This window comes from Pseudomonadota bacterium (genome assembly GCA_023229365.1).
GTDB lineage: Bacteria > Myxococcota_A > Polyangia > JAAYKL01 > JAAYKL01 > JALNZK01.
The window spans coordinates 1-24,491 of record JALNZK010000079.1 but is presented as its reverse complement, the minus strand read 5'-3'; the positions used below and the strand labels follow the sequence as shown (position 1 = coordinate 24,491).

Annotated in this window: 19 protein-coding genes and 1 pseudogene; 11 read left to right on the top strand and 9 right to left on the bottom strand. The window is 68.0% G+C overall.

Going from position 1 to position 24,491, the window contains the following annotated elements; genetic code table 11:
• The 4 genes and pseudogenes from M0R80_22485 to M0R80_22470 all read left to right on the top strand — a co-directional run.
• A partial coding sequence (locus M0R80_22485; GenBank protein ID MCK9462402.1) for a hypothetical protein occupies nt 1-1,602 on the top strand: 1,602 nt, incomplete at its 5' end.
• Nucleotides 1,603-1,944: 342 nt separating this feature from the next.
• Nucleotides 1,945-2,553, top strand: a pseudogene (locus tag M0R80_22480) (class I SAM-dependent methyltransferase).
• Nucleotides 2,554-2,807: 254 nt separating this feature from the next.
• Nucleotides 2,808-4,331: a myxococcus cysteine-rich repeat containing protein gene (locus M0R80_22475; protein ID MCK9462401.1), complete on the top strand. Its 1,524-nt coding sequence runs from the start codon at nt 2,808-2,810 to the stop codon at nt 4,329-4,331.
• A gap of 28 nt (nt 4,332-4,359) precedes the next feature.
• A complete protein-coding gene (locus M0R80_22470; GenBank protein MCK9462400.1) occupies nt 4,360-6,819 on the top strand; it encodes a VCBS repeat-containing protein in 2,460 nt (819 codons plus the stop codon).
• Between the two features lie 56 nt (nt 6,820-6,875).
• Here M0R80_22470 and M0R80_22465 read toward each other — a convergent pair whose 3' ends face one another.
• The 6 genes from M0R80_22465 to M0R80_22440 all read right to left on the bottom strand — a co-directional run bounded on the left by M0R80_22465 (nt 6,876) and on the right by M0R80_22440 (nt 13,146).
• Entirely contained in the window at nt 6,876-7,589 is a 714-nt protein-coding gene (locus M0R80_22465; protein MCK9462399.1) for an ABC transporter ATP-binding protein, read from the bottom strand.
• A 4-nt stretch (nt 7,590-7,593) separates the two neighbouring features.
• Nucleotides 7,594-8,787: an ABC transporter permease gene (locus tag M0R80_22460; GenBank protein MCK9462398.1), complete on the bottom strand. Its 1,194-nt coding sequence runs from the start codon at nt 8,785-8,787 to the stop codon at nt 7,594-7,596.
• Nucleotides 8,784-9,956 carry an efflux RND transporter periplasmic adaptor subunit gene (locus tag M0R80_22455; protein ID MCK9462397.1) on the bottom strand — a complete coding sequence of 391 codons (1,173 nt, stop codon included), beginning with the start codon at nt 9,954-9,956 and terminating at the stop codon, nt 8,784-8,786. Before M0R80_22455 ends, M0R80_22460 begins: the two co-directional genes overlap by 4 nt.
• A complete protein-coding gene (locus tag M0R80_22450; protein ID MCK9462396.1) occupies nt 9,953-10,552 on the bottom strand; it encodes a TetR/AcrR family transcriptional regulator in 600 nt (199 codons plus the stop codon). Before M0R80_22450 ends, M0R80_22455 begins: the two co-directional genes overlap by 4 nt.
• 200 nt (nt 10,553-10,752) lie before the next feature.
• A complete protein-coding gene (locus M0R80_22445; GenBank protein MCK9462395.1) occupies nt 10,753-12,078 on the bottom strand; it encodes a DUF1566 domain-containing protein in 1,326 nt (441 codons plus the stop codon).
• 21 nt (nt 12,079-12,099) lie between these two features.
• Nucleotides 12,100-13,146, bottom strand: a complete 1,047-nt coding sequence (locus M0R80_22440; GenBank protein MCK9462394.1) for a PEGA domain-containing protein — start codon at nt 13,144-13,146, stop codon at nt 12,100-12,102.
• 287 nt (nt 13,147-13,433) lie between these two features.
• Here M0R80_22440 and M0R80_22435 point away from each other — a divergent pair, with 287 nt between their 5' ends.
• The 3 genes from M0R80_22435 (at nt 13,434) to pepF (ending at nt 17,352) form a co-directional block, all read left to right on the top strand.
• Complete coding sequence (locus M0R80_22435) at nt 13,434-14,978, top strand: hypothetical protein (protein MCK9462393.1); 1,545 nt, start codon at nt 13,434-13,436, stop codon at nt 14,976-14,978.
• Nucleotides 14,979-15,029: 51 nt separating this feature from the next.
• The gene (locus tag M0R80_22430) at nt 15,030-15,224 is read left to right on the top strand and encodes a hypothetical protein (GenBank protein ID MCK9462392.1); all 195 of its coding nucleotides are present in this window, start codon (nt 15,030-15,032) and stop codon (nt 15,222-15,224) included.
• A 91-nt stretch (nt 15,225-15,315) separates the two neighbouring features.
• On the top strand, nt 15,316-17,352 hold the full coding sequence (gene pepF / locus M0R80_22425) for an oligoendopeptidase F (GenBank protein MCK9462391.1): 2,037 nt from the start codon (nt 15,316-15,318) through the stop codon (nt 17,350-17,352).
• On the opposite strand, the gene M0R80_22420 is transcribed toward pepF, so the two are convergent.
• The 3 genes from M0R80_22420 to M0R80_22410 form a co-directional block, all read right to left on the bottom strand.
• Entirely contained in the window at nt 17,318-17,785 is a 468-nt protein-coding gene (locus tag M0R80_22420) for a carboxymuconolactone decarboxylase family protein (GenBank protein ID MCK9462390.1), read from the bottom strand. The two genes, pepF and M0R80_22420, sit on opposite strands and share 35 nt — an antisense overlap.
• A 172-nt stretch (nt 17,786-17,957) precedes the next feature.
• A complete protein-coding gene (locus tag M0R80_22415; GenBank protein ID MCK9462389.1) occupies nt 17,958-19,043 on the bottom strand; it encodes an EFR1 family ferrodoxin in 1,086 nt (361 codons plus the stop codon).
• A gap of 3 nt (nt 19,044-19,046) precedes the next feature.
• Nucleotides 19,047-19,676, bottom strand: a complete 630-nt coding sequence (locus M0R80_22410; protein ID MCK9462388.1) for an AgmX/PglI C-terminal domain-containing protein — start codon at nt 19,674-19,676, stop codon at nt 19,047-19,049.
• A gap of 112 nt (nt 19,677-19,788) precedes the next feature.
• On the opposite strand from M0R80_22410, the gene M0R80_22405 reads away from it, so the two are divergent.
• From M0R80_22405 to M0R80_22390, 4 genes are all read left to right on the top strand, one after another.
• Entirely contained in the window at nt 19,789-21,534 is a 1,746-nt protein-coding gene (locus M0R80_22405; protein ID MCK9462387.1) for a histone deacetylase family protein, read from the top strand.
• A gap of 129 nt (nt 21,535-21,663) precedes the next feature.
• Nucleotides 21,664-23,262, top strand: coding sequence for a serine/threonine protein kinase (locus M0R80_22400; protein MCK9462386.1), 1,599 nt, complete (start codon nt 21,664-21,666; stop codon nt 23,260-23,262).
• Between the two features lie 169 nt (nt 23,263-23,431).
• Nucleotides 23,432-24,253, top strand: coding sequence for a hypothetical protein (locus M0R80_22395; GenBank protein ID MCK9462385.1), 822 nt, complete (start codon nt 23,432-23,434; stop codon nt 24,251-24,253).
• Nucleotide 24,254: 1 nt separating this feature from the next.
• Nucleotides 24,255-24,491 (top strand): hypothetical protein (locus M0R80_22390; GenBank protein ID MCK9462384.1); only part of this gene is annotated, 237 nt, incomplete at its 3' end.

The window sequence follows — 24,491 nt, the reverse complement described above, 5'->3', positions numbered from 1 at the left end:
CGTTCACCGCTACGAGCCCGGCTCCAGCTCCCGCTGTCGCTCATCGAAGATCGCCGCAAGGAGATCGCCACCGCGGGGGCCGAGCCCGCGAAGCTGACCCCCGGCGCCGTCGCGGAACCCGAGCCCGAGCCCGAGACCGTCATCGCGCCACCGCCGGAGGAGTCGCCGCAGGAGATCGTGGACGTCGAGCCTGCCGAGCCGCCCAAGCCCGGCTCTCTCGGCGAGCGCGTGCAGGACATCCTCGGCGACAAGAAGCGGCAGCGCGCGGAGGTAGAGGCCGCCGCCGAGCAGATCGAAGCGGAATGCCGCCTGTCCGAGGAGCGCATTGCCCTGGTCCGCGCGGACGCGGAGCGCCGCATCAGGAAGATCATCGAGGAGCGCGAGGAGAAGGCGCTGCGCGCGGAGCAACTCCGCGCCGAGGCCGCGCTCGTCGCCGTGAAGCCCGAGGAACGGCGGGCCGCGTGGTCCACCGCGCTCCATGAGCGGGGGGCGGCGCTCACAGCGGCACTCGTCGAGCGCGCGGGTGTCCTGCGCGATCGGGAGACGGCGCGCAAGTCGGCGGTCGTCGCCCTGGGCGAGGCGACGGTGGTCCGGTACGAGGAGGTCCGACGGCGCGCGCGGAACGGGGGCGATCCGATCGCGGCCGAGGCGTACGGCACGATGGAGGCTACGCTGCGCCGCGAGGTCGCCCGGTACGCGGACGCCCTGGACGCGGCGGGGCGGATCGCGCGGATCTCGGTGACGGTCGCGATCGCGACGGGTGGGAACGAAGTCGTGGCGGCGCTCCCGCTGTCGGAAAGGGGCATCGAATCCGACCCGTGCTGGCGCGTGGCCGCCGCGTTCTCGCACGCGATGGAGAACGCCGTGCGCGAGGTCGTCGACACGAACGACGCCCCGCCCGCGTACGGCACGATCGACGGCTGCATCGCGGTGCGGCTCGCCGGGGAACTCGACGTCGAGCTGTTCGAGCTGCTGCTCGGCGAGGCGTGGATGGCGCGGCCGACCCTGACCGAGCTGGGGATCGCCTTCGAGGTGGAGCAGGCGCCGTCGCTGGCGTTCACGCCGAGCGCCCCCGACGAGCGGAAGCCCGACGACGGGGAGCCGGTCGGCGGGCCCTTGCCCGAGGTCGCGGCGCGGCTCGGGTTGTCGTTGAGCGAGGCGGTCGCGGCGCTGGTCGCCCACGGGATGCCGTTCCACGACGACGCCGTGGACGCGGGGGTGGAGGTGTCGCTGCGCTCCCTGCTCGGCCTCGGCGGTCACGCGCCGCCGCTCGCACTGGAGGATGCGCCCGCGCCGTCGTCACCGACCCCGGCGCTCGATCGCTCCTCCCCAGCGATGATCGCGAGCCGCGTGCTGAGCAGGCTGCTGCGCGACGGCCGGGTCGGCGGACGGCACACGGGCATCGAGCACGCGTACGGGCACCACTTCGCGGACGAGGAGAAGAAGGTCGCCCGTCGGGTCGTCGACCGGCTCCTCGTCATGGGCATCTTGCGCAAGAAGCTCAACGAGGGCGCGTTCCACGTGTTCATCGACCCTCGGCGGCTGCGCGAGGTATGGGCGATCATCAATTTGGAAGGGCGCGACGAGGGGGTGTTCGGGTAGGGCAGGGCGGTCTCTTCAGCCGTGTTCTATGTTCCGCGACCGTGTTCCGCAGCACGCGCCGAACGATGGTGAACAACGAGAAACCCAGGTGAACACCGCGAATCGATTTATGAGCAATCTCTGAGAGGTGGGGCGCAACGTCCCGATTCCCTTGGGTTATTTGTTGCCCTCTCAGGGCGATTCAAGTCCCGTCCACCCCGCAAGAAAGCCCTTGGGAATTCCCGAGGGCTTTCGTGTATTTAGGGGCACTGTCATCGTTCCGCTGTCCCCGTCCGTCCCTGCCCGGCGCCCAACTGTTGCCCAAACAGCGCGTCGAGCGCAGCGACCGCTTCTTGTTTTCTCTCGGGCGAGATGCTGTGCACCTGGGCGCGCGACTACGGAATCACTGGCGTCGGTATCGACATGAGTCGGTTGTACACCGAACAGGCGAGACGCCGCGCCGACGAACTGGGCGTCGCCGATCGGGTCGAGCTCATCCACGGAGACGCCGCCGGCTACGTCGCCGACGAGAAGGTCGGTGTGGCAGCCTGTGTCGGCGCCACTTGGATAGGTGGGGGAGTCGTCGGCACTATCGGGCTTCTGGCCAAGAGTCTCCGCGCGGGAGGGATCATCCTCATCGGCGAGCCGTACTGGCTGCGATTGCCGCCGACGGAAGAAGTGGCCAAGGGATGCCGCGCCGGTGCCATCTCGGACTTCCTCTTGCTGCCGGAGCTTCTCGCGTCCTTCGGCGACCTCGACTACGACGTCGTGGAGATGGTCCTGGCGGACCAGGACAGCTGGGACAGGTACGAGGCGGCCAAGTGGCTCACCATGCGGCGATGGCTCGAAGAGAATCCCGACGATGACTTCGCGAAAGACGTTCGAGCCGAGCTGACCTCGGCGCCCGAACGCTACGCCAGATACGCCCGTGAACACCTGGGCTGGGGTGTGTTCGCGCTCATGTCGCGGTGAACCGCGTCGGCCGCGTCGTCGCGATCCGGGAGCGCGCTCCAGGCAGAGAGTTCTGAACGTGCTCGTTGCACCCCGAAAGAGCGCCCTGGGAGAAATCTCAGGGCTCTCGTGTGGTTGGGGCCTGTTCGCGCCGTCTGGCGCTCTCTCGCCCCCCTCGAGGCTTTCTCCGGCATTCAGCGGGCGGACGTGTTACCGTGTTTTCGTCATGGGCGCAGGCAAGAAGGACTAAGTACTCGAAGGGGCGAGAAGTGATCATGAAAAGAGTCTGCGAATCGCTGTGTTGGTTAGCGATGATCGTCGTGCTGCTCGGTTGCGACAACGGATCGCCGCCGGTCGGACAGAACGACGGCGGCCCGGACACCGACACGGATTCGGACGCCGACACCGACACCGACACGGGTTCGGATTCCGATCCGGCGGTGTGCGGAGACGGCGCTACCGAAGGCGACGAAGTGTGTGACGACGGGAACCTGATCTCCGGGGACGGATGCAACTCGACCTGCACGTTGAACGACGAGTGGGACTATGTGGCGAACAGCCTGTACGAAGGAAACCAGCGCGAGCCGAGCCTGACCTGTGGCGCCGATCACGTGCTCCTCGCTTTCTCGGATTGGAGCGGAGGGGAAGAGGACGGGGCCGGCGTACGGGTGCGCGTCTTCGGCACGGACGGGATGCCCGCGGATCTTTTCGGCGATGGCGACGCGGAGATCAACGTCAATACCACCACCGAAGGGCTCCAATCCCGGCCGCGGGCGGCGCTGCGATCGGATGAGACAGTGATCGTCGTCTGGACGGACGACGGTCAAGATCCCGTCAACGAGCTCGATGTCCGGGGCCGCCTGCTCGATCCGTCGCAAACGGACCAGGACGATGACTTCTGCCTCAGCGCGACCCAGGGAGGCGAGAAACAGACCCCCGCCGTCGCGGTCGATGACACCGGCGGTTTCCTGGCGGTGTGGGTCGACAACGACACGACCGGGGCGGACACGGACGGGTACGGGATCCGGGGCCGCCTGTTCGACTCGGACGCCGTACCGCGCACCAACTCCCAGACCGGTGACGACGGCGCCTTTCAGATAAACACCCACATCGTGTCCAACCAGTTTCACCCCGACGTCGCCTGGTTGGGAGATCGATACCTCGTGGTCTGGACCGACGCGTCGGGCGGGCTGGACACCGACAGCTACGGCATCGTCGGAGCGCTCCTTGACGGAGACGGCGGCGTCGTCGGACCGGGAGCCGACTTTCTCGTCAACACCACCACGACCGGAATGCAGGCGACGCCGAGGATAGCCGTTCAACCGGACCTCGGCGCGGTCGTGGTCTGGACGGATCTCAGCTTGACCGACGACGTGCACTACTACGGGATCAGGGCCCGCCTGCTGGACGAGGAGGGCGCCGGAAGGCCGAACGCCCTGACATCGTCCGACGGGGACTTCCAGGTGAACACCACCATGTCGGAGGGCCAGCAGCTTCCCGTCCCGACCTCCATGCCGGACGGGAGGTTCGCGGTGGCCTGGCAAGACTGGAGCTCCGCCGACGGATCCGGCTCCGGAATCAGGGGCCGCGTGTTTTCAGCCGATGCCGACCCCGTCGCCACCGATCTGACCTCACTGGGCGACGATTTCCAGATCAACACGACGTTCATGGGAGCTCAGCTCGCACCGGAGATCTGCAGCGTGGAAGGGTGGTTCTTCGCGGCATGGGAAGACACCAGCGAAGCCGCTCCGGACGACTCGGGGTCATCGGTGCGTTATCGATTGTTGCCGGGACCATAGGGCCCGATTTGAGCCAGGAGGGTTTTCAATGAGATGGATCCTGATCGTTTCGGGGCTGTGTCTCTCGGCCTGTGCCGGCGGAGGAAGCGCGCCGTCCACGGACTCGGACGGCGGAACGGACGGCGACTCGGACTCCGACTCGGACTCCGACTCGGACTCGGACACCGACTCGGACACCGATGCCGACTCGGACACGGACACCGACGAATGCCCCGAAGAGCTGTGCGGAGGCGTCTGCTGCGAGGACGACGAGATCTGCTACGAGGACGAGTGCATCCCCGAGCAGGGCGAATGCGTCGACGACCAAGACTGCCAGGAAGACAGCTACTGCGACGGCGATGTTTGCGTTCCGTGGGACGACGGCGAGTTCGACACGGATTGCACCCAGACGTCCATCGCGGGCCTGTTCCAGCCGGGGATTCAGTGCGAGTTCTCGGCGCCGCCGGTTTCGGATCCCTACCCGGATCACGTCAGAGTCCTCAGCACCCCCATGGTGGTGGACTTCGATTTTGACGATGACCCGAGCACCATACGCCCCTCCATCGTCGTGATGACCTACAACGGCGACGACGGATCTTCGGGCTTCTACGCCGGCGCTCACGGGGTGATCCGGGTGTTGGACGGCAGCACCTGCGAGCTTCAGTACAACGTGGGCAGCCAGCTGAACGGGTGCAACTCGCCGGCGATCGCCGATCTGGATCTGGACGGGCGAGCGGAGATCATCGCCCACACGGGCTACGGCGGAGTCGTGGCGTTCTCGTACGACGAAATCCTGGACGCCTTCGATTTCCACTGCCAGGGATCGCTGATCTTCGCGGCGCAAGCCAGCGGTTGGTCCGCGCCGTCGGTATTCGATCTGGACAACGACGGCTCCCCCGAGATCATGACCGGCGGCATCACCTACGACGCCGACTGCAACGTGCTGGACGACGCGCTCGGCCTCTCGGGACACATGTACTCCGGCGCCGGGTACCCGGTGGTGGGCGACCTGGACGGCACCCTCGACACCTTCGGCGATCCCTCGGTGGAGCTGGCCACCGGTGCGGAGCTCTACCGTTTCGACAACTCCGGCCTGACCTGGCAGGAGGTGTGGAGCGGGGGCACGCAGGGATACATCGCGATCGCGGACTTCGGTACGTACGGCGACGATCCGGACCTGGACGACCGCATGACGCTCGACGGGATCGCGGAGATCGTGGTGGTCACGGCGCCCACGGTGAGGATCACGACCATGGACGGCCGGTTGATCTTCGGACCTTTGGACATGCCCTCGGGGCAGGGCGGCGGCCCGCCCACGGTAGGCGACTTCGACGGCGACGGGCTGGCGGAGGTGTCGTGCTCCGGATCGGACTCCATCGCCGTCTTCGACCCCGACTGCGAGGGACTGCCGGACATGATCTACTGCGGCTCTCTCAGAACCGACGGCATGTTGTGGTGGCAACCTTCGCAGGATCATTCCTCGAACAGGACGGGTTCGTCCCTGTTCGATTTCGAAGGCGACGGGCGCGTCGAGGTCATCTACGCGGACGAGGTGTTCACGCGCGTCTATGACGGGCAGTCCGGCGAGGTGGTCTTCAGCCAGTACCATTCGTCGTGCACCTGGAACGAGAACCCCATCGTCGCGGACGTGGACGGCGACTTCAACGCGGAGCTGATCGTGCCCTCCAACGAGAACTGCGATATCACGCCCACCACCGCGGGCAGCCTGACGTACCCCGTGAGCCCCTGGGGGAACCCCATGGATCCGCTGTTCAAGGGGCTGCGCTGCGACTCCGACGTCGACTGCATCAGCGGCAACTGCGACACGAGTTACTGCCGCTGCGCTTCGGACGCGGATTGCGGCGGCTCGGGGACCGGCTTCGTCTGCGCCACGCCACCCACGGGAACACCGGGCACTGGTGACACCTGCCGCGCCGAGTGGCTCGGGGCGTACAACGGAATCAGGGTCTATTCCGACGTGGCGGATCGGTGGGTCGGCTCTCGCACCATCTGGAGCCAGCACGCGTACTCGGTGACGCACATAGAGGAGAACGGGACGGTGCTGTCGACCTCCGGCTGGGATCAGAACTGGTTGGTGGACGACATGAACCACTTCAGGCAGAACGTCCAGGGGGACGCCGCGGCCTTCTCCTCTCCCGACATGACCGCGCAGGGGGGCTCGTTCTCCTGCGACGCGGACGACAACGCGGCGCTGGAGGCCGAGGTGTGCAACCGCGGCACGCAACCGCTGGGCTCCGGAGCGCCGGTGGCGTTCTACGCGAGCGCGGAGCTCGTGTGCCTCACGGAGACCGCCGCCATTCTGCTCCCCGGACAGTGCGAAACGATCACCTGCATCTGGGACAACCCGCCTGTCTCGTCGGGGGACGCGGTGGACGTCACGGTGGTGGCCGATGACGACGGGACCGGATCGGGGGAGAACACCGAATGCGTCGAGGGAAACAACAGCGCGACCATCTCGGGGGTGTACTGCGTCCCCGGCCCCGAGTAGATCTCGCCCTAGGCACCTCGACGCAAAGTGGAGGGTCTTGACCCCCGATAGGAGGTCTATATCGGCCTTCCCTCGCCAGGCTCCTCGTAGGTCTTTCCGTCGCGGATGTTGTAGATGCGCTTGAACGTCGGGATGATCTTTTCGTCGTGGGTGACCACGATGATGGCGGTCTGGAACTCCTGCGCGAGGCGATTGAGGATCTTCACGACGCCGAGGGCGCGCTCGCTGTCCAGGGGCGCGGTGGGCTCGTCAGCCAGGATGATAGGCGGCTTGTTGGCCAGGGCCCGGGCGATCGCCACGCGCTGCTGTTCGCCGCCGGACAGCTCGGGGATGCGCGCGTGCGCCCTGTGCTGGACGTCCAGGGCGGTCAGCATGTCGAGGGCCGTGGCACGCGCCACGGGGTTCTTCACGCCGGCCAGCATGGGCAACAACGCCACGTTGTCGGTGGCGTCGAGAAACGGGATGAGGTACGGCGCCTGGAACACGAAGCCGATGCGGTCGCGGCGCAGCGCGCGCAGGTCGGTCCGCTTCCACGCATTGTCGTAGATCACCTCGCCGGCCAGGGTGAAGCGCCCGGAAGTCGGCTCGATCACCGCGCCGAGGCACTTGAGCAGGGTGGTCTTGCCCGAGCCCGACGGACCGATCAGCCCGACGACTTCTCCAGGGTCGATCCTCATGTCCACGCCCTTGAGCGCGTCCACGGCGGTCGGACCGCTGCCGTAACGCTTGGTCAGGTTCTCGATGAGGATCGCGGGTCCTGTCGTCGTCATGGTTTCATCCGCCAATCGCCTCGGCCGGGTCGATGTGCAGCGCCGCGCGGATCGCCAGCACGGAGGCCAACGCGCAGATCACCAGCGTGATCACAAAGGCGCGCATCGCGTCGTTCGTCTCGAGGAGCACGTGCTTGGGAAACACCGGCGCCCACAGGGTGGCGGCGAACTTGCCGACGAAGAAACCGATGACCCCGAGGCCCAGCGCCTCCTGCATGATCATCGCGGCGATGGTGCGATCGCGTGTGCCGATCAGCTTCAGGACGGCGATCTCCTTAATCTTGCCGAGCGTCATCGTGTAGATGATGAAGGCCACGATCGCCGCGCTCACGACCGCCAGGATGATCAGGAAGAGGGCGATCTGCTTGGCCGCCGTGGCGATGAGCTTCGCCACCAGGATGTCTTCCATGTCGCCGCTGGTGTACGCGGTGAGGTGCTTCCAGCGCTTGATGTCGTCGGCCACCTGACGTGAGTCATGCCCCTCTTCCACGCGCACCAGGACGGCGTTGACCCTATGGCTGGCCGTCTGGATGGCCTCGACCGCCTGGAGCACGCCCGGCTGGCCGGGACGATTGACGGCGGGGTTTTCGGCGAGGCGATTGCGGTCGTTGACGATGGACTCGTTGTCTTTCAGGAACTGCGCCTCCTGGGCGTCCTTCAGGGGAATGAACACCACCGGATCGCCGCCCGAGGACACCATGCGCCGGGTGAGCCCGACCACGGTGAAGTCGTTGCGGCGAATGCGAATGCGGTCGCCCACCTCGAACCCGGTCTTGGCGTCGGCCACCGCTTCGTAGTGGGATTGGGCGATCGGGCGTCCCGCGACGAGAAAGGACGGACCACCGAGCCGCCCGGGCGTGTAGCCCGCCACCATGACACGGACGTCCTTGCCGCCGTGCTTCACCTGCATCGTGAGATAGGCCACGTTGCCGGTCTCCGCGACCCCGGGCAGCCCTTCGAGGCCGCGATAGACATCGTCCTGGAGGCTGGACGGCTCGGCAAAAGGGCCGAGGGTGTTCTGCTGCACCACCCAGACGTCCGCGCGGACCGCGCGCAGCAGCACCCTGGCGTCGTCGACCATGCCCCGGTACACCCCCGCCATGGTCAAGGTGACGCCGATCAGGAGCCCGAGCCCGAAGCCGGTGAGCAGGTAGCGGCCAAGATGATTGCCGACGTCACGGCGGGCGAGGTTGATCATGGCTGCTCCACCTTCTGCTCGCGAAGGCGAACGCCGGGCGTGAGCTGCGCGGAGCTGTAAACGATGACGCTGTCGTTCTGGGACAGGCCGGAGAGTATGCGGGTCACGCCCGCCTGGCCCTGGTTGCCGATGGTGACCTGCTTGAAGCGGGCACGCCCCTCCACCATCTGCCAGACGCCGGTCACGCTGCCCTCGCGGGCGATGGCCGCGCTGGGCACGACGAGCACGCCGGTCTCGTCCGGCAGCCGGATGGTGACTTCCGCGAGCTCGCCCAGATAGAGGCGGGCGGGCGGCGCATCGAAGCTCACGTTCACGACCCGCTCCTCGGTCACCGGATCGCTCTGCATCTCGATGCGGGCCACGCGACCCGGGATCGGAGCCTCGGGCGCGGAGCGCAGCACGATGCTGGCGAGCTGCCCTTCCCGCAGACCCTGGGCGCGCGACTGATCGACCCGTGCCCGCACCCATAGGCTCTCGGGGACGACGACGCGCAGCACGGTCCCACCGGCGACCACCGTGGTCCCCGGTTCGGCCTCGCGCGAGACGACGACGCCGTCCGCGGGGCTCACGAGCCTCAGGCTCTCACGCAGGCTGCCGAGGCCCTGCGATTCGGCGTCCACGCGCCCGACGTCCTGCCTCACCGCCGCCGCGTTGGCGCGCGCCGCCGCCAGTGCCGCCTCGGCTCGCTCGACCTCGCCGGTGCTGCTATCCAGCACTTGTTTGCTGATGACGCGCTGCTCGTACAGGGCCCGATCGCGGTCGCGGTTCGTCGTGGCGAGCCTCTTGCGGCTCGTGGCTTCGGCGACCTGCGCATTCGCTACCTGAACCGCCCTGCGCGAGCGCGCCCCGGCGCTCTCCGACGCCTGAACCCGGCGGTCCAGATCGACCGGGTCCATCTCCGCCAGCAACTGCCCCGCCTTCACGGCTTCGCCCTGATCCACGAGCACGCGCAGGACCCGCCCTGGCGCTATGGGGCCGACCGCGTAGGCCAGGCGCGCATCCACGGTGCCGATGCCGAACACGCTGGGGGTGAGGTCGGCGCGAACGACGCTGCCGAGCTGCACCCCCACCGGGGCCAACGGGCCGTGCGTGGTCAGCAGCCACACGAACGCCGCCACGAACAGGACCACGCTGGCGACGAGAACGACAACCTTGGTCCTGGACTTCATGAGAGCACCTGTTCCCGCGCGAGCGCAGAACGGAGGGTCTGCCAGCACCGTTGCTCCATTTCGCCCGCAGGTGCGGGAAGTGCGCTGTCGGTGGCCGCGAACAAGAACCCCATCACCATCCCAGTGACGAGGACGACCGCTCCCTCGATGTCGAGGTCCTCCCGGAGGAGGCCCTTCTCGCCCGCTTCGCGAAGACACGATCTGACGAGCTCGCGGCCTCGGTTCCTGAGCGCTGCGACCCGCCTCAGGCCTTCGGCGCCCAAGGCGTGGGAGAGTTGGTCCGAGAAGAGGAGAGACTGTATCCCTCGCTGGACGGTGACGGAGTGGAGGCGGCTCAGGACGAACCCCTCCAGTCGCTCGAGGGGATCTCCCGTGAACCGCGGCGCCGCCTCAAGCAACTCCTGGAGGCGGTCGAGCACGGCGCTCGTTATCTCATTCATGTCCTTGAAATGACGAAAGATCGTCCCGTCCTTGATACCGACTTCGTGGGCGATGTGGGCCGCCGTGAACTCCCGCAGGCCGCGCTCGCCGATGATCTTGATTGCGGCGTCGGCGATCTCTCTGCGTCGCTCCTCGGTCGATTTTCTGGTCGTCATGAGTCGCCTCCGTCTAGCAAGTACTTGCTAGCATGCTGGGCACGGCAACCGTGGTTGTCAATGGCCCAAGCACCGCTAGTCCAAGCCGAGCGCGACGATCAGCACGAGCGCGAAGTAGGAACGGACGCACTCAGCGCGGCACCGGTCAAGAGCGGCGAGCCGCCCTCGTTCACGGTCGGGCGCCCGGCCTCGGGCGGAGATCAGGGCGGGCAGTCGACGGGGCAGTTGCACTCGTTCTCTCCCGGCCCGCAGTTCGAGTCCCCGCAGTTCGCGCAGATCTCGGCGCCGGGGCACGGCGCACAGGCGCCGCCGTCGGCGTCCGGGCCGTCGCAGGGGATGGTGTCGAGGCTCGGGCAGCACGAAGGCGCTCCGGGGAAGACGACCGCCGCGCCGCCCTCGGGGATGCACTCGGTGCAGTCCACGGAGACGTGGTAGCCGCCGGTCAACGCCCCCCAGCTGTCGATCACGATCGAGTACGGATCGTCCGGCGCCGCGGTGAACGAGACGCTCTCGCTCTCCAGCAGGTGCGTGAAGCTGCCCGCGACGCAGCTCGACGGATCGCACGCCCCGGCGCCCGACCCCGGGAGCACCATGAGGCTCAGGTCCGACGTGAGGTCGTCGATGGTGACGTCGACGACCGCGTTCAGGGGGCTCGCGAAGCCGTACGCCACCTCGCGGGAGGCCAGCTCGAACGGCGCGCAGCTGTAGAGGTCGATCCCGTCGCTCGATCCGGCGTCCGCGGTTTCGCCGGAGGCGGATTCGCCGCACTCGATCGCGCGCAACGGCGTGCACGGATCCGGGCCCACTTCGACGGACAGCAGCTCCCGGACGCAGCGCACCCGCCCGTTCGTCGTCGAGGTGTCGCGCTGCACCACGTATCCGTCGTTGAACGCCACGGTCCAGACCTCGTCGACCCCGGAGGATCTCTCCGTGGAGGAGAAGAACGGGTCCGTGCAGGTGCCGAGGAGGCCGGCCTTGATGTAGCAGCCCCAGGGCCCGGGGCCGCCGAGGAGGGGCATGCAGCCGTCGCACATGGTCATGTCCCAGCACGAGACGCCGTTGCACGCGTCGGAGACGGTGCAGCAGTCCGCCATGTCGTCGCAGACGCCGACGAGCAGGTCCCAGCTCATCCTGTCGCAGCCGTCGACGATGGAGCGGAGCTCGCTGATGGTGGGCATGTGCCACTTGGCGCCGAGCGACGCGCAGTGGGCGATCGCCGCGTCGTAGAGGACGGGCGCGGAGGCGGGAGGGTTCTCCCAGCACAGGTTCGTCTCCGGGTCGAGCCACATCCCCGTCCCGGTGCACTCGAAGACCCCCGCGTCTGCGTCCGTGTCCGAATCGGTGTCGGTATCGATGTCCGTGTCCGCGTCGGTGTCGGTATCGGTGTCGGCGTCGGTGTCCGCGTCGTTTCCACCATCCATGTCGAGCCGCGCCGGCATGTGGGCCTCGAAGCAGGCCGACGCGCCGACGACGGGGAGCGCGGCGAACACGAGCATCCAAGAGCGAACGACGAATACGGTTCTCATGCCCATCCCCAGTCCGGGTGGTCAGAACGCCAGGGAGACTCCACCCGGTGCGGCGGCGACCTCGACGGCCGCGCTCTCGTCGCCGCGTGTTTGTACGATGCCCACCACGACCGTCGCGACCGCCAACGCCCCTGCCGCGATGCCGAACCCGAGCCCCAGGTCGCCGAACCTGGACATCTCCGACGACGCGTCCTCCATCTCGCTCCACAACCGCTCGTCGCGAGCGGGAAGCGCGGGATCGTCCGGGTCCGCCGCCAAGGCCTCGGCCAGATCGGCGTAGTCGCGCTTGGCCGCATCGAAGTCCTTCGATGCGCCTGCGGCGAGGCCGTAGAACACGCCGCTGAGCGCGCCGGCCACGACCGTGCCCCCGAGGGCGACCCAGAACAGCGGCCCGACACCCTTCTCCTTCTCGGCGCCCGTCTCGGCGGCGGGCGCCTTCGCGGTGACGCCATCGGTGGTCGCCGCGCCGGCTTCTCCCTCGCCGACGGCGGGCGCGGGCGGCTCTTCCCGCACCGGGACGAGCGCCATCTCCGCGACGACGGTGTCCCCGGACGCGACCTTCACGGTGCGGCGGGAGGTCTCGAAGCCGTCCAGCGCCGCTTCGACGACGTGATCCCCGGGGCCGACGGTCAGCTTGTCCGCGAGCGGGCTCGCGCCGACCGCGAGATCGTCGACGCGAACCGCGGCGCCTTCCTTGTCGACGCGCACGTCGAGCCACCCGATGATCAGCTGCACGGATTCCTTCAGCGCCTCGATCTCCTTGCGGAGCTCGGTGTCGATCTTCTTCCCGAACTCGCGCTCCAGCCGGTCGACCATCTCGAGCGCGTCGCCGTAGCGGTAGAGCGCCTTGTAGGCGTTCGCCAGGTTGAACAGGCCCATCTTCGTCGAGTAGAGCTCTACGGAGACCTCGAACTCGGCGGCGGCGGCGGCGAAGTTCTCGTTTCCGGCGAGCTCGACGCCGTTGGCGAAGTGCCGCTTGGCCTCGTCCTTGGCCGACGTCTGGGCGGCGGCATGTCCGCCCCAAGCCAGACAGGCGACCGCCGCGACCACCGGAATCGATACCCTCATGTTTCCTCCGCGTTCGGCCTTCCCCCGCGGGACGTGCGCGCCGACGGCTCGCGAGTCATGCGGGGGACGGCCGGGGACGAGTATGCTCGCCGTGAAAAGGAGGGGCAAGCGGCAGGACGAGGTTCGCGGTCCGTCCGCCGGGAGGAGATTTTCGTTGAACGCCTTGTGGTAGAAAGGCGGATAGGCGAGTGCTAGTTTCATATGATGCTGAGCCAATATGCGTCCGTCCGCTCGATAAACGAGGACGGGCGAGGTGAGACGCTCGTGCTCGTCTCGAGCAGTGGGAAATGATCGCTCCATTCAAACCGAGAGACCCCAGAATCGTGCTGCTCCTGTTGCTCGGGTTGGGGCTGGTGCTGCTCGTCGTCAATGCGGACCTGCCGTTCGTGAAGCACTCGATGGTGTACATCAGGACCGCCTACAAGGTGTTGAGCGGCTCGATGTCACTCGGCGATCTCGTCGCGGATCCCAACGCCCGAGCCTATGAGAAGCCGCTCGGGATGGTGCTCAGCCTGCTGCCCTTCGTTGCGGCTCTCGGGTACCACGTGGGGCCGATGGTCCACTCGTATGTCACGGCAACGCTCTTCGCGCTCGCGGCCTTCGCGGCGCTCGGTCGCTTGAGCCGACGGCTGGAGATCCCGCGAGAGCGCCTCGGCGCCATGCTGGTCGTGACCTTCCTGAACCCCGTGGCCGTCTACCAATTCTGGGCGGTCGGCCCCGACGCGTTGTTCGCAGCGGCGTTCATGGCGTCGTTCGCGCTGCTCGACCGCGTCATCGAGCTCCTCGAGTCGCGACCGTCGGGCTCGGCGCGAACCCTGGGACGGACCTGGCTCTGGTTCGGGCTCTACCTCCTCAGCGCCTACGCGACGGTGGCGATCAAGTTCTACGGCGTCACGGCGATCCCGATCCACGCGCTGTACGCCGCGGCGCTGATCCGGAGCGCGCGCCTCCCCATGCGGGCACTCGCCCCCCTCGCCGCGCCGACGGCGCTCCTGCTCCTCGGCATCGCGGTCTACCCGGGGAGCCAGATCCTCGGGACGAAGGACTTCGCGCACTACCTGCAGATGATCACCGGTTTGAAAGACGCCGGCCCGTCGGGCGTTCTGATCGAAAAGGAGGGAAGGCTCCTCATCCTCGGCAGCAACGCGGTCATGGTCGTCGTCTCGCTGCTCTTGTCGCTCAACGTGCTCGTCGTGTGCCTCTTCAGGCGCTATCGCCGAAGGGAGCTGCCCATCCTCGCGGCGGTCGCGCTGTTCACGCTCGGCCTGATGCTCCACCGCGGCTCCTTCTACAACCTGAGATTCCTCCTGCCGATCTCGCCGTTCGTCGCGGCGCTCGTGGTCGGCTCGCCTAGGTTCCCGAGCAGACGCCTCGTGGGGACCTTCCTCGCCGTCGGGATGGTGCTCGTCCTCCTGTTCAACGTGCAGAGCCCGGCGGCGTTCCTGCTGGAGCTGCGCGGGCAGAGCAAGGTGACCCTCGCCGGCCGCGCGTTCAGGACGTTGAACAACCTCAGGATCGGCAGCCGGATGCAGACCAGGATGGTGCTCGAGGTCATCGAGGAAACGGTCCCCGCCGGCGAGCCCCTCGTCTTCGTATCGAACTACTTCGGGGACGCCTACCACGGGACCTTCGAGCTGACCGGGTTCTTCGAGCCTCCGGGCGAGGTCCACTACTTCAGGCGCTGCCGAGAGGTCGTTCCGCCCGCGAAGGTCTTCTACATGGCCTATTTGGAGAAGGGCTGCAGGATGCCTTTCGAGTACCGCAAGGAAAAGCTTCGCCCATGGCTGTTGCGCGTTTCAGTGCTGGGCGAGGAGAAAGAATGGGCGCGCTGAAGCTCGACGGCGTGTTCGTCGAGTCCGGCGCCCGCGGCGGCGAGCGGCGCATTGGCGCAGTGGCTCTCCGCGGTCGGCCCTCGAACGGGGCAGAGGGTGCGGCGGTTCGGCGAAGAACCGGATGAGATCGTCGAGGTGCGCCCATCCCTCCGCTCCGAAGGGCGCGGGCGGACGGAGATCGCCCGGGCCGAGCAGCTCCCCGGACGGGGCGGCCCCGGCTTGTCCCAGTCCTGCCACCCCTGGTAGAGTCTGCGGCGATGGGCGGTGATCGCGACAGCCGCGAGGCGCGCTGAATGAGACCGTCGACCCGCGAGGGCCGAAGGGGAGGGAGGCGACCATGAAACGAGAGCATGCCCGAAAGGCGATCTTCGCCGGGATCTTCTCCTGCTGCGCGCTCGCGGCGGGCGCGTGCGGCCCCTCGGGCGCGGCGGTGCAGACGCAGACGCCCGTGGCGCCGGTCGCCGCGGACGCCGGGCCGGAGCCCGCACCCGACGTCGCGACGGCGCCGCAGGCGAAGGGGATCCCGGACGGCAACATGCCGCGGGCGGAGATCCCGGACCGCTTCAAGTGGAAGCTCGAGCCGCTGTTCGCGAGCGACGCGGCGTTCGCGGAGGGGCTCGCGCAGGCGGCGAAGAACCGCGCGAAGCTGGACGGGTACAAGGGCAAGCTCAAGAAGCCCCAGGCGCTGCGGGAGTGCCTGGAGCTGTACTTCGAGACGCGGCTCCTCACCAACAAGGCGACGCTGTACTCCGCAAACAAGCTCGACACGGACCAGACGAGCTCGGCGCTGCAGGGCATGGCGGATCGGGCGCTCGACGCGATGAGCGGCCTCATCGCCACGGCGGGCTTCATCCGCAAGGAGATCCTGGCGCTCGACGACGGCGCGCTCCGGCGCGCGTACGCGGCCGACGCGCGGCTGGCCGAGCTCCGGCCGTACATCGACGAGATCCGGCGCCGGCGGGCGCGGGCGCTGGGCGAGGAGGCGGAGCGGGTGCTGGCGCTGGCGGGCGACAACCTCTGGGCCGAGATCGACCTGAACGAGCTGCCGTCCGACCACGAGAAGACGTTCACGAACATCCTCGCCGACATGCCGCTGCCGAAGGTGGCGGACGCGGCGGGCGTCGAGGTGCAGCTGACGATGTCGAGCTACGGCAAGCTCCGGTCCGATCCGGAGAGGCGGGTGCGCCGCGACACGGTCGAGGCGCTGTTCTCGACGCTCAGGCAGTACCAGCACGCCTACGCGAGCACGCTGTCCGGGCAGGTGCGGCTCAACGTGACGATGGCGCGGGCGCGGGGCTACGACACCGCCCGCCAGGCGTACATGGACAAGGACGACATCGACGAGGAGGTCTACGACAACCTCGTCGCGACCGTGAACGCGAACCTCGAGCCGCTGCACCGCTACGTGCGGCTGCGCAAGCGGATCATGGGCGTGGACGAGCTGCACATCTACGACATGTACACGCCGATGGTCGCGGCGGTGCCGATGCGGTTCACCTACGAGGACGCGGCGCGGATCCTCCCGGAGGCGCTCTCGCCGCTCGGGCCGGGCTACGTGCAGGCGCTCTCCGAGGGGCTCGACGTGGACAACGGCTGGATCGATCTCTACCCGCACAAGGGCAAGAAGAGCGGCGCCTTCAGCTGCTCCGTGTTCGGGATGCACCCGTTCGTGAAGATGAACTACTACGAGGAGTACGACGACCTGTCGACGCTGGCGCACGAGCTCGGCCACGCGATGCACTCGCGCCTGGCGATGTCGACGCAGCCCTACGTGACGAGCGGCTACTCGGCGTTCCTGGCGGAGATCGCGTCGACGACCAACGAGAAGCTGCTCTCGGACTACCTGCTCGAGCGCGCGAAGACGGACGAGGAGCGGCTGTACCTGCTGAACGAGATGGTGGACGGCATCCGGACGACGATCTACAGGCAGGCGCTGTTCGCCGAGTTCGAGCGCGCGGCGCACGCGGCGGCGGAGCGGGGCGAGCCGCTGACCGCGGAGCTGCTCAGCCGGACATACGGCGGGCTCATCCGGACCTACTACGGGCCGGACTTCACGATGGGGGAGAACGACGACGTCGAGTGGGCGTACATCCCGCACTTCTACTACAAGTATTACGTCTACTCGTACGCCACCGGGCTGTCGTCGGGCATCGCCATCGCCGGGAAGGTGAAGGGCGAAGGGGCGCCGGCGCGGGAGGCCTACCTCGGGATGCTCAAAGGGGGGATGTCCAAGCCGCCGCTCGAGCTCCTGCGCGGGGCGGGCGTGGATCTCACCCGGCCCGACGCGATCGCGGCGGCCGCGAAGCTGATGGACGACATGCTCGGGCAGATGGAGCGGCTCATCGCCGGTAGCCGCCCATCAGGCGCACCATGAAGGCCACCGGCGCGGCCAGCACCCACGCCAGGAAGAACCCCGGCCCGCTCCGGGGCGCGGCCTTCACCCGGAACGCCTCGGCCGTGTTGGAGCACATGTTGCCTGCCTGGATGACGTGAAGGGACGCGCGGATCGTCGCCGCCTTGGCCTCCCCGTAGGTCTCCACGAGGGCGCCGTACCCGTCGGTGTCGTCCCAGCCGCCGGAGTCGGCCCAGTACCTGGCGAAGGCGACGGCGCGCGCCTCCTGCGCGGGCACTCCCTCCGTCTCCCCGGCGAGGATGGCAGCGGCCTGCTCCCCGGTCACCCCGGCGGCGAGGGCGGTCTTCGTGTGGAGGTGGGTGCAGTACAGGCACTCGTTCACGCCGCACACCGCCAGGTTGAGCCGCTCACGGAAGGCCGCCGAAATCCGGTTGTTTCTGCGAGCAAAAATCATTATAAATATAGATATTTTAACTCTTAATATATGTTTAATTACTTGAAGTGGAGAATCCAAGAATCTCTTCCGGAAACGGAGGCCGTGGGCGTCGATCTGGTCCATGCTCGTTCCTTCCTCTCGATGAGAACATGGCCACTCGCCGGCGTCTTGTGAAGTGCGGGATCTCCTCTCATCGCAGCTGCCTCAGCTCGGTCTCCGGGTCGTGGTGGCGGCGCTTGAAGGCGCGCGTCCAAGTCAGGTAGCCGAGCGCGACGCGCAGCGGCCGGATGCGCTGCATCCCGAAGAACGGGTAGTAGAGCAGCAGGATCGCCGGGAAGGAGAGCGCGACCGATGCGAGCTGCCAGAACGGGCCGGGCAGGTCGAGCCGCGCGCCGGTCACGGCCTCGATCGCGGCCCGGAGCGGCTCGGCGGTGAGGAACATGGTCGCGAGGATAACGGCAGTGAGCCAGAGGTGGCTCGCCTCCACGGCGCGCTGTCGGCAGTAGCCCATGCAGCGCAGGCACGCCTCGCAGTGGTAGGTCCAGAACGGGATCCTCGGCTTCTCGCCGCGCATGACGATCGCGCCGTTGGGGCAGTACTTGGCGCACAGGCCGCACCCCTTGCAGCGGGTGTCGGCGAACATGATCTTGCCCATCGTCACGCGGCCGACGAGCAGGTACGCGATCGGGAAGATCGGCCACAGCCAGAGCAGCCCGCCCGCCCAAATCGCCTCCCAGGCGACGTTGACCGGGTGCCAGAACCGCCGCCCGCCGAGGAGCGCGTCGACGAGGCGCGCGTGCCGCCGTCGCCCCCAGGCCTTGATGTGCTCCACGTTGTGCGGCGCGAGCCCCCAGTGCAGGTTGATCACGTTGACCGGCATGTCGATGCTGAGCCCCGCGCGCACCCGATAGCCCTTGAGCAGCAGCACGAGGAGCGGGAACCAGAGCGCGAGCCCGGCGGCGCCGGGGAGGACGAGCCTGCCGACGCGGATCCCGCCGCGCGTCGACACGATCGCCGCGTGGGCCCCGCGGCCGAGGGGCATCCGGAGTAGGAACTTGATCATCGACCAGGGCGGCATGAGCCCGTGCGCCGGGTGGTAGATCCCGACGAGTTGGGCCGACCCCGGCCGCAAGTCGTCCTTCGGCGCCGCGCGATCGATCGGGATCACCGCGCTCTCGACGCCCCGCGCCTCGGCCGCCTCGGCGAGCCAGCGGGCGGCGCGGAACGAGTTGCCGGTGCCGGAGAGGTAGTAGCAGGTCAGGCGCGCGTACGGCATCGCCTACTCCGTGGAGAGATCCTTGACCGGGATGAAGATGAACGGCCAGGTGATCCACACGTGCGACATGCTTTCCTTCGGGAACCGGGCCGCGCGCACCTGCTCGAGCACGCAGCCGTCGAGCGCGGGGGAGATCCCGGGGCCCGCGAGCCCGACGCCGCGCGCCGATCCGTCCGCGGCGATCTCGAAGCGGACCCTGAGCACCCCGGACAGCTGCGGGCACTCGGCGAGCGCGGCCCGGTAGCACTCGAGGATCGCCGGCTGCGCGTCGCGGTGGAAGATCCGGAAGATCACCGCGCTGTTCACGGGAAGGTGGCGCGGATCATCGGGCTTGATCCGCGGTAGGCCCTTCCGCTCGCCCAAAGTCTTCCCGAAGAGCACCGTGCCCGAGGCGGCGTAGGTCGGCTCGGCCGCGATCTCGCCGGCGGGCGGGCAGCCGTTCGAAACGGCGGGCAGGGCGTCCGCGGGCAGGGGCGCACCCGCGTCGACCGAGAGCGGCGGTTCCGGAGCCGATGCCGCCGGCGGCCGGCCGGGGGCCTGGGGCGGTCGCCCCGCCGCGTCGCCCGATTGCCGGTTGGCGCTGCACGCGCCGAGCAGCGCTGCGGCGGCCAGCGCGATCGCTGCGAGCCTCATGACAGTGGACTACACCCGCCGCTCCGGAACGGCAACCGCACCGGAGGCTCGGTTGACCGGTCCGACCCGCCCGCGTACGCTCATCGGACCGCATCGGAGGTCGCCCGTGCCCGTGTTCCGCATACGCCGCGTCCCGGACGACATCGCCCACTCCAACGCCGAGGTCGTGCGGCAGGTGCAGCAGATCCTGCGCGAGCAGTTCCCGCACCTGAACCCCGACTACGTCGAGGGCCTTCCCGCCAAGCTGCGCGTGAACTCCGGCCGCTTCCAGTACGTCCTCAACGTCGCGCAGGATCAGCGCGGGACGGTCCGCGGCTTCGCGCTCACCTCGTGGGAGCCGAAGCTGAAGGTCGCGTTCCTGGATTTCCTCTCGGCCGCGATGAAGCGCACCGGGGGCGGCGTCGGTGGCGCGCTCTACGAGCACGTGCGCGGCGAGGCGCAGGCGAGCGGCGCGATCGGCCTCTTCTTCGAGTGCCTGCCCGACGACCCGGCCCTCTCCCCTCGGCCCGAGATCCGCCGGTTGAACGCCGCCCGCCTGAGGTTCTACGAGCAGTACGGGGCGCGGCCGCTCGACAACAACGCCTACGCCACGCCGCCGCCGCCGGAGGACGAGGACCCGCCCTACCTCGTCTTCGACGACCTCGATACCGGCCGGCCGTTGCGCCGCGACGAGGCGCGGGCGATCGTGCGCACCATCCTCGAGGAGAAGTACCTCCACCTCTGTGAGGCCGCCGCGGTGGACCGGGTGGTGGCCTCGTTCGTCGACGATCCCGTCCTCGTGCGTCCGCCCCGGTACGTGAGGAGCCCCGAGCGGAAGGCGCCCCTCCGCTACACGCTCGACCGCTTTCGCCGCATCGCGATGGTGGTGAACGAGCAGCACGAGATCCACCACGTGCGCGAGCGGGGCTACGTGGAGTCGCCGGTGCGGGTCCGATCCATCCTCGCGGATCTCGAGCCGCTCGACATCGTCTCCCGCTTCCCCGCGCGCGAGCACGGCGTCGAGCCGATCCTCGCGGTGCACGACCGCGAGATGCTCTCGTATTTCCAGCGCGCCTGCGCGAGCATGAAGCCCGGCCGCTCGATCTACCCCTACGTCTTCCCGATCCGCAACGGCGCGCGCCCGCCGCGCGAGCTGGCGATGCGCGCCGGCTACTACTGCATCGACACCTTCACGCCGATCAACATCAACGCCTACCGCGCCGCGCGCTCGGCCGCGGACGCGACGCTGACCGCCGCCGGGCGCCTGCTCGGTGGGCACCGCATCGCCTACGCGCTCGTGCGCCCGCCCGGACACCACGCCGAGCAGCGGGCCTTCGGCGGCTTCTGCTACCTCAACAACGCGGCCATCGCCGCGCAGATGCTCAGCGCCTACGGCCGCGTCGCGATGCTCGACGTCGACTACCACCACGGAAACGGCCAGCAGCAGATCTTTCTCAGGCGGGACGACGTGCTGACCGTGTCGATCCACGGCCACCCGAGCTTCGCCTATCCCTACTTCAGCGGCTTCGCGGAAGAGCGCGGGGAGGGCCCCGGCATGGGCTTCAACCTGAACCTGCCGCTGCCCGAGAAGGCGGACGGGGTGCGCCACGGGCGCGCTCTCGGGCGGGCGCTCAACCGCGTGAGGGAGCACGCCCCGGTCTTCCTGATCGTGTGCCTGGGGCTCGACACGGCCAGGGGCGACCCGACCGGGACGTGGAGCCTGCACGCCGCCGACTTCGCGGCCATGGGGCGGCGGATCGGCGGCCTGCGCCTGCCGACGCTGGTCGCGCAGGAGGGGGGCTACCGCACGCGCTCGATAGGAATCAACGTGCGCGCCTTCCTGACCGGGCTCTGGGACGGCTGGTTCGGGCCGGCGTGAGGAGCGGGGCCGTGTACGGGGCGCGGTCCTCGGAAAGGGGAGTCGCCTTGACTCTCGTTCTGTGACGTCCATACTCGAATTAAGGGAGTATTATTGGAATCGGGGACGACCGCAGCCGAGATGGTTCAAGTGACCAAGGAAAGAATCGGCAGGTACGAGATCATCTACCCTCTCGCCCATGGCGGCATGGCGGAGGTGCATGTCGGCCGCCTTCCGGGCATGGCCGGGTTCGAGAAGTTCGTCGCCATCAAGCTGATCCACCCCCACCTGTCCAGGGAGAAGCAGTTCATCAAGATGTTCCTCGACGAGGCGCGCCTCGCCGCGAGCATCCGCCATCCCAACGTGGCCGAGATCTACGAGGTCGGTCGGGAGGGCGAGATCTATTACATGATCGGCGAGCTCGTCCTCGGACAGAACCTGCACACGACGATGAAGGCCGCGAGGCAGGAGGGGATCTCCCTCGCGGAGGGGCTGTCGGCCCACATCGTCTCCCAGGTCTGCCTGGGGCTGCACGAGGCGCACGAGCTGAAGGACCAGGACGGAAAGCCGCTCGGCCTGGTGCACAGGGACGTCACGCCCCGCAACATCCTCCTGTCGTACGGCGGCTACACGAAGCTCGCGGACTTCGGGGTCGCCTGGGCCGCGAACAAGCTCTCCCACTCGGAGGTGGGCTCCATCAAGGGCAAGGTCGGCTTCATGGCGCCCGAGCAGATCCGTTGCGAGCCCATGGACCGGCGCTGCGACGTCTTCTCGCTGGGCGTCGTGCTCTACATGATGTGCACGGGCAGGCACCCGTTCCACGCCGACAACGACGCGGGCACGCTGCACAACATCGTCAACGGAAAGCCGATCAGGCCGAGCGAGATCGCGTCCGACATCAGCCCGGACCTCGAGGCGATCATCCTGACCGCGCTGGCCAACCAGCCCGGAGATCGCTACCAGACCGCCGCGCAGATGCACGACGATCTGGACGAGATGATCCAGGCGCACGAGTACAAGTTCGGCCCGGCACACCTCTCGCGGCTGATGCACGGCATGTTCACCGCGGAGATCGAGGAGCACGAGCGCAAGCTCCGCGACTTCCGCAGGGAGCGGGGAGAGGAGACGGGTATCACGTCGGTGCCGCCGCCCCCCGGCGAAGGGGAGTCGCAGCCGAGGCTCGCGGCGACGATCGACGGGTTCGGGGGAGGGGACTACGCGCACTCCGGCGGCACTGCCGTTTCCAGGAAGAAGAAGTACGCGCTGCTCGGCGCCGTGCTCGCGGCCGTCGCCGTGATCGCCGCCGTCGTGCTGTTCGCCGTCGGCTCCGGAGAACCCGCCGGGAGCGCGGAGAAGACCGCGCCGGTGATCGCCGCGACGGCACCGGAGCCGGTGCCGCCCGGCGCGTCCGAAGCACCGCCGCCGGTGGTGCAGGAGGGACCGAAGGAGATCCGCCTGGATCTCGGTGCGTTGCCAGTCGGCGCAGAGGTCACCTTGGACGAAAAGGGAATCGAGTACCCGTTCGTCCTGCCGGCGTCGCGTGAAACGGGAAGGCTCCGGATCACCGCCCCGGGCTACAGCCCCTTCGAGGTGACCATTCCCCTGGACCGGGATCGCGAGGTGGTGGTGACGTGGCAGAAAGCAGCTGCCGGATCCATGTCCAAGACCAAGCCCAAGGTAAAAAAACAGGCGGTTGAGAAAACCGACGCCCCGAAGAACGAGGTGCTCCTCCCCAGCCCGTTCGATTGAGTCGCCGACCGTCCGTCGCCCTTCGCACGCGAATCGGAAATCCTCGCTGTTGCCGACAGTTGGTCGTGCAGTACTACTTGAACTCTACTATACTGTTGCAAAGAAGACGGTCGATGGCTGACCGTGGCGGAATCTCGCCCTGGGTCGGGATTGGCTGATGGAGGTCCGCATGAAGTGCCGCGGCATCGTCATGACTCTCCTCGTCGCATTGGCCTTTGCTTCGGAGGCATCGGCCCAACAGGTGCTCGCGACCTGCCCGGACCGGCCCGCGGATGAGAAGGAGGCCAAGAGAGCGGCGAAACAGTGGTTCTCCGCCGGCGAGTCGATGTTCGCCGTGGGGAAGTACGCGGCGGCCCTCGAGTCCTTCCAGTGCTCGATGAAGATCTTCCTGCACCGGGTGACCATCTACAACGCCTCCCAGGCCGCGCTGTTCTCAGGCGACAAGCGGACCGCATTGGATCTGACGGAGCAGTACCTCGCCATCGCGCCGGACGGGGAGAAGGCCGAAGAGGCCAGGAGGACGCTCGAGGAGTTGCAGGCGGCCATCGCGGCCGAGCCCGCCCCGGCGCCGGAAGAGGAGCCCGTGACCCCCGTGGCCGAGGAAGAGCCGGAACCCACCCCGCAACCGGCGCTGACGGATCCGGAGAAGGACGAAAGCAAGAAGCGCCTCGGTCCGGTGCCGCTCATCGTGGCGGCGGCGGCGACAGTTGGACTGGGCGTGGGAACGGTGGTCCTCGATTTCCAGGTCGGCGATCGTTTCGACAAGGCGGACAAGACCGGACGCTCCTCGGATCGCGACGGTGCCGAGTCGCTGCAGGTCGTCGAGCGGGTCTTCTTCGGGGTCACCTTGGCCGGCTTGGTGACCACCGGTGTGCTGGTGTTCCTGACCGATTTCAAGAAGAAGAATTCCGAGGGCGAAGTCGCGACGAGCGCGGTGATCCCCCTCGTACTTGATCGAGGTGCCGGCTTGATGCTGACCAGGGGGTTCTGAGATGCAAAACTTGAAGAACGCCGTTTTCGTTTTGTCCATCCTGGCGGCGGCGAGCTGCAACATGTTCAGAGGATACGAGGGCCCGGACTCCGATGATTCGGACACGAGCACGGACACGGATTCGGACACCGACGTCGACACCGACACGGACAGCGACACCGACACCGATATCGACACCGACACGGATACCGATAGCGACACGGACACCGATACCGATTCCGATACCGACACGGACAGC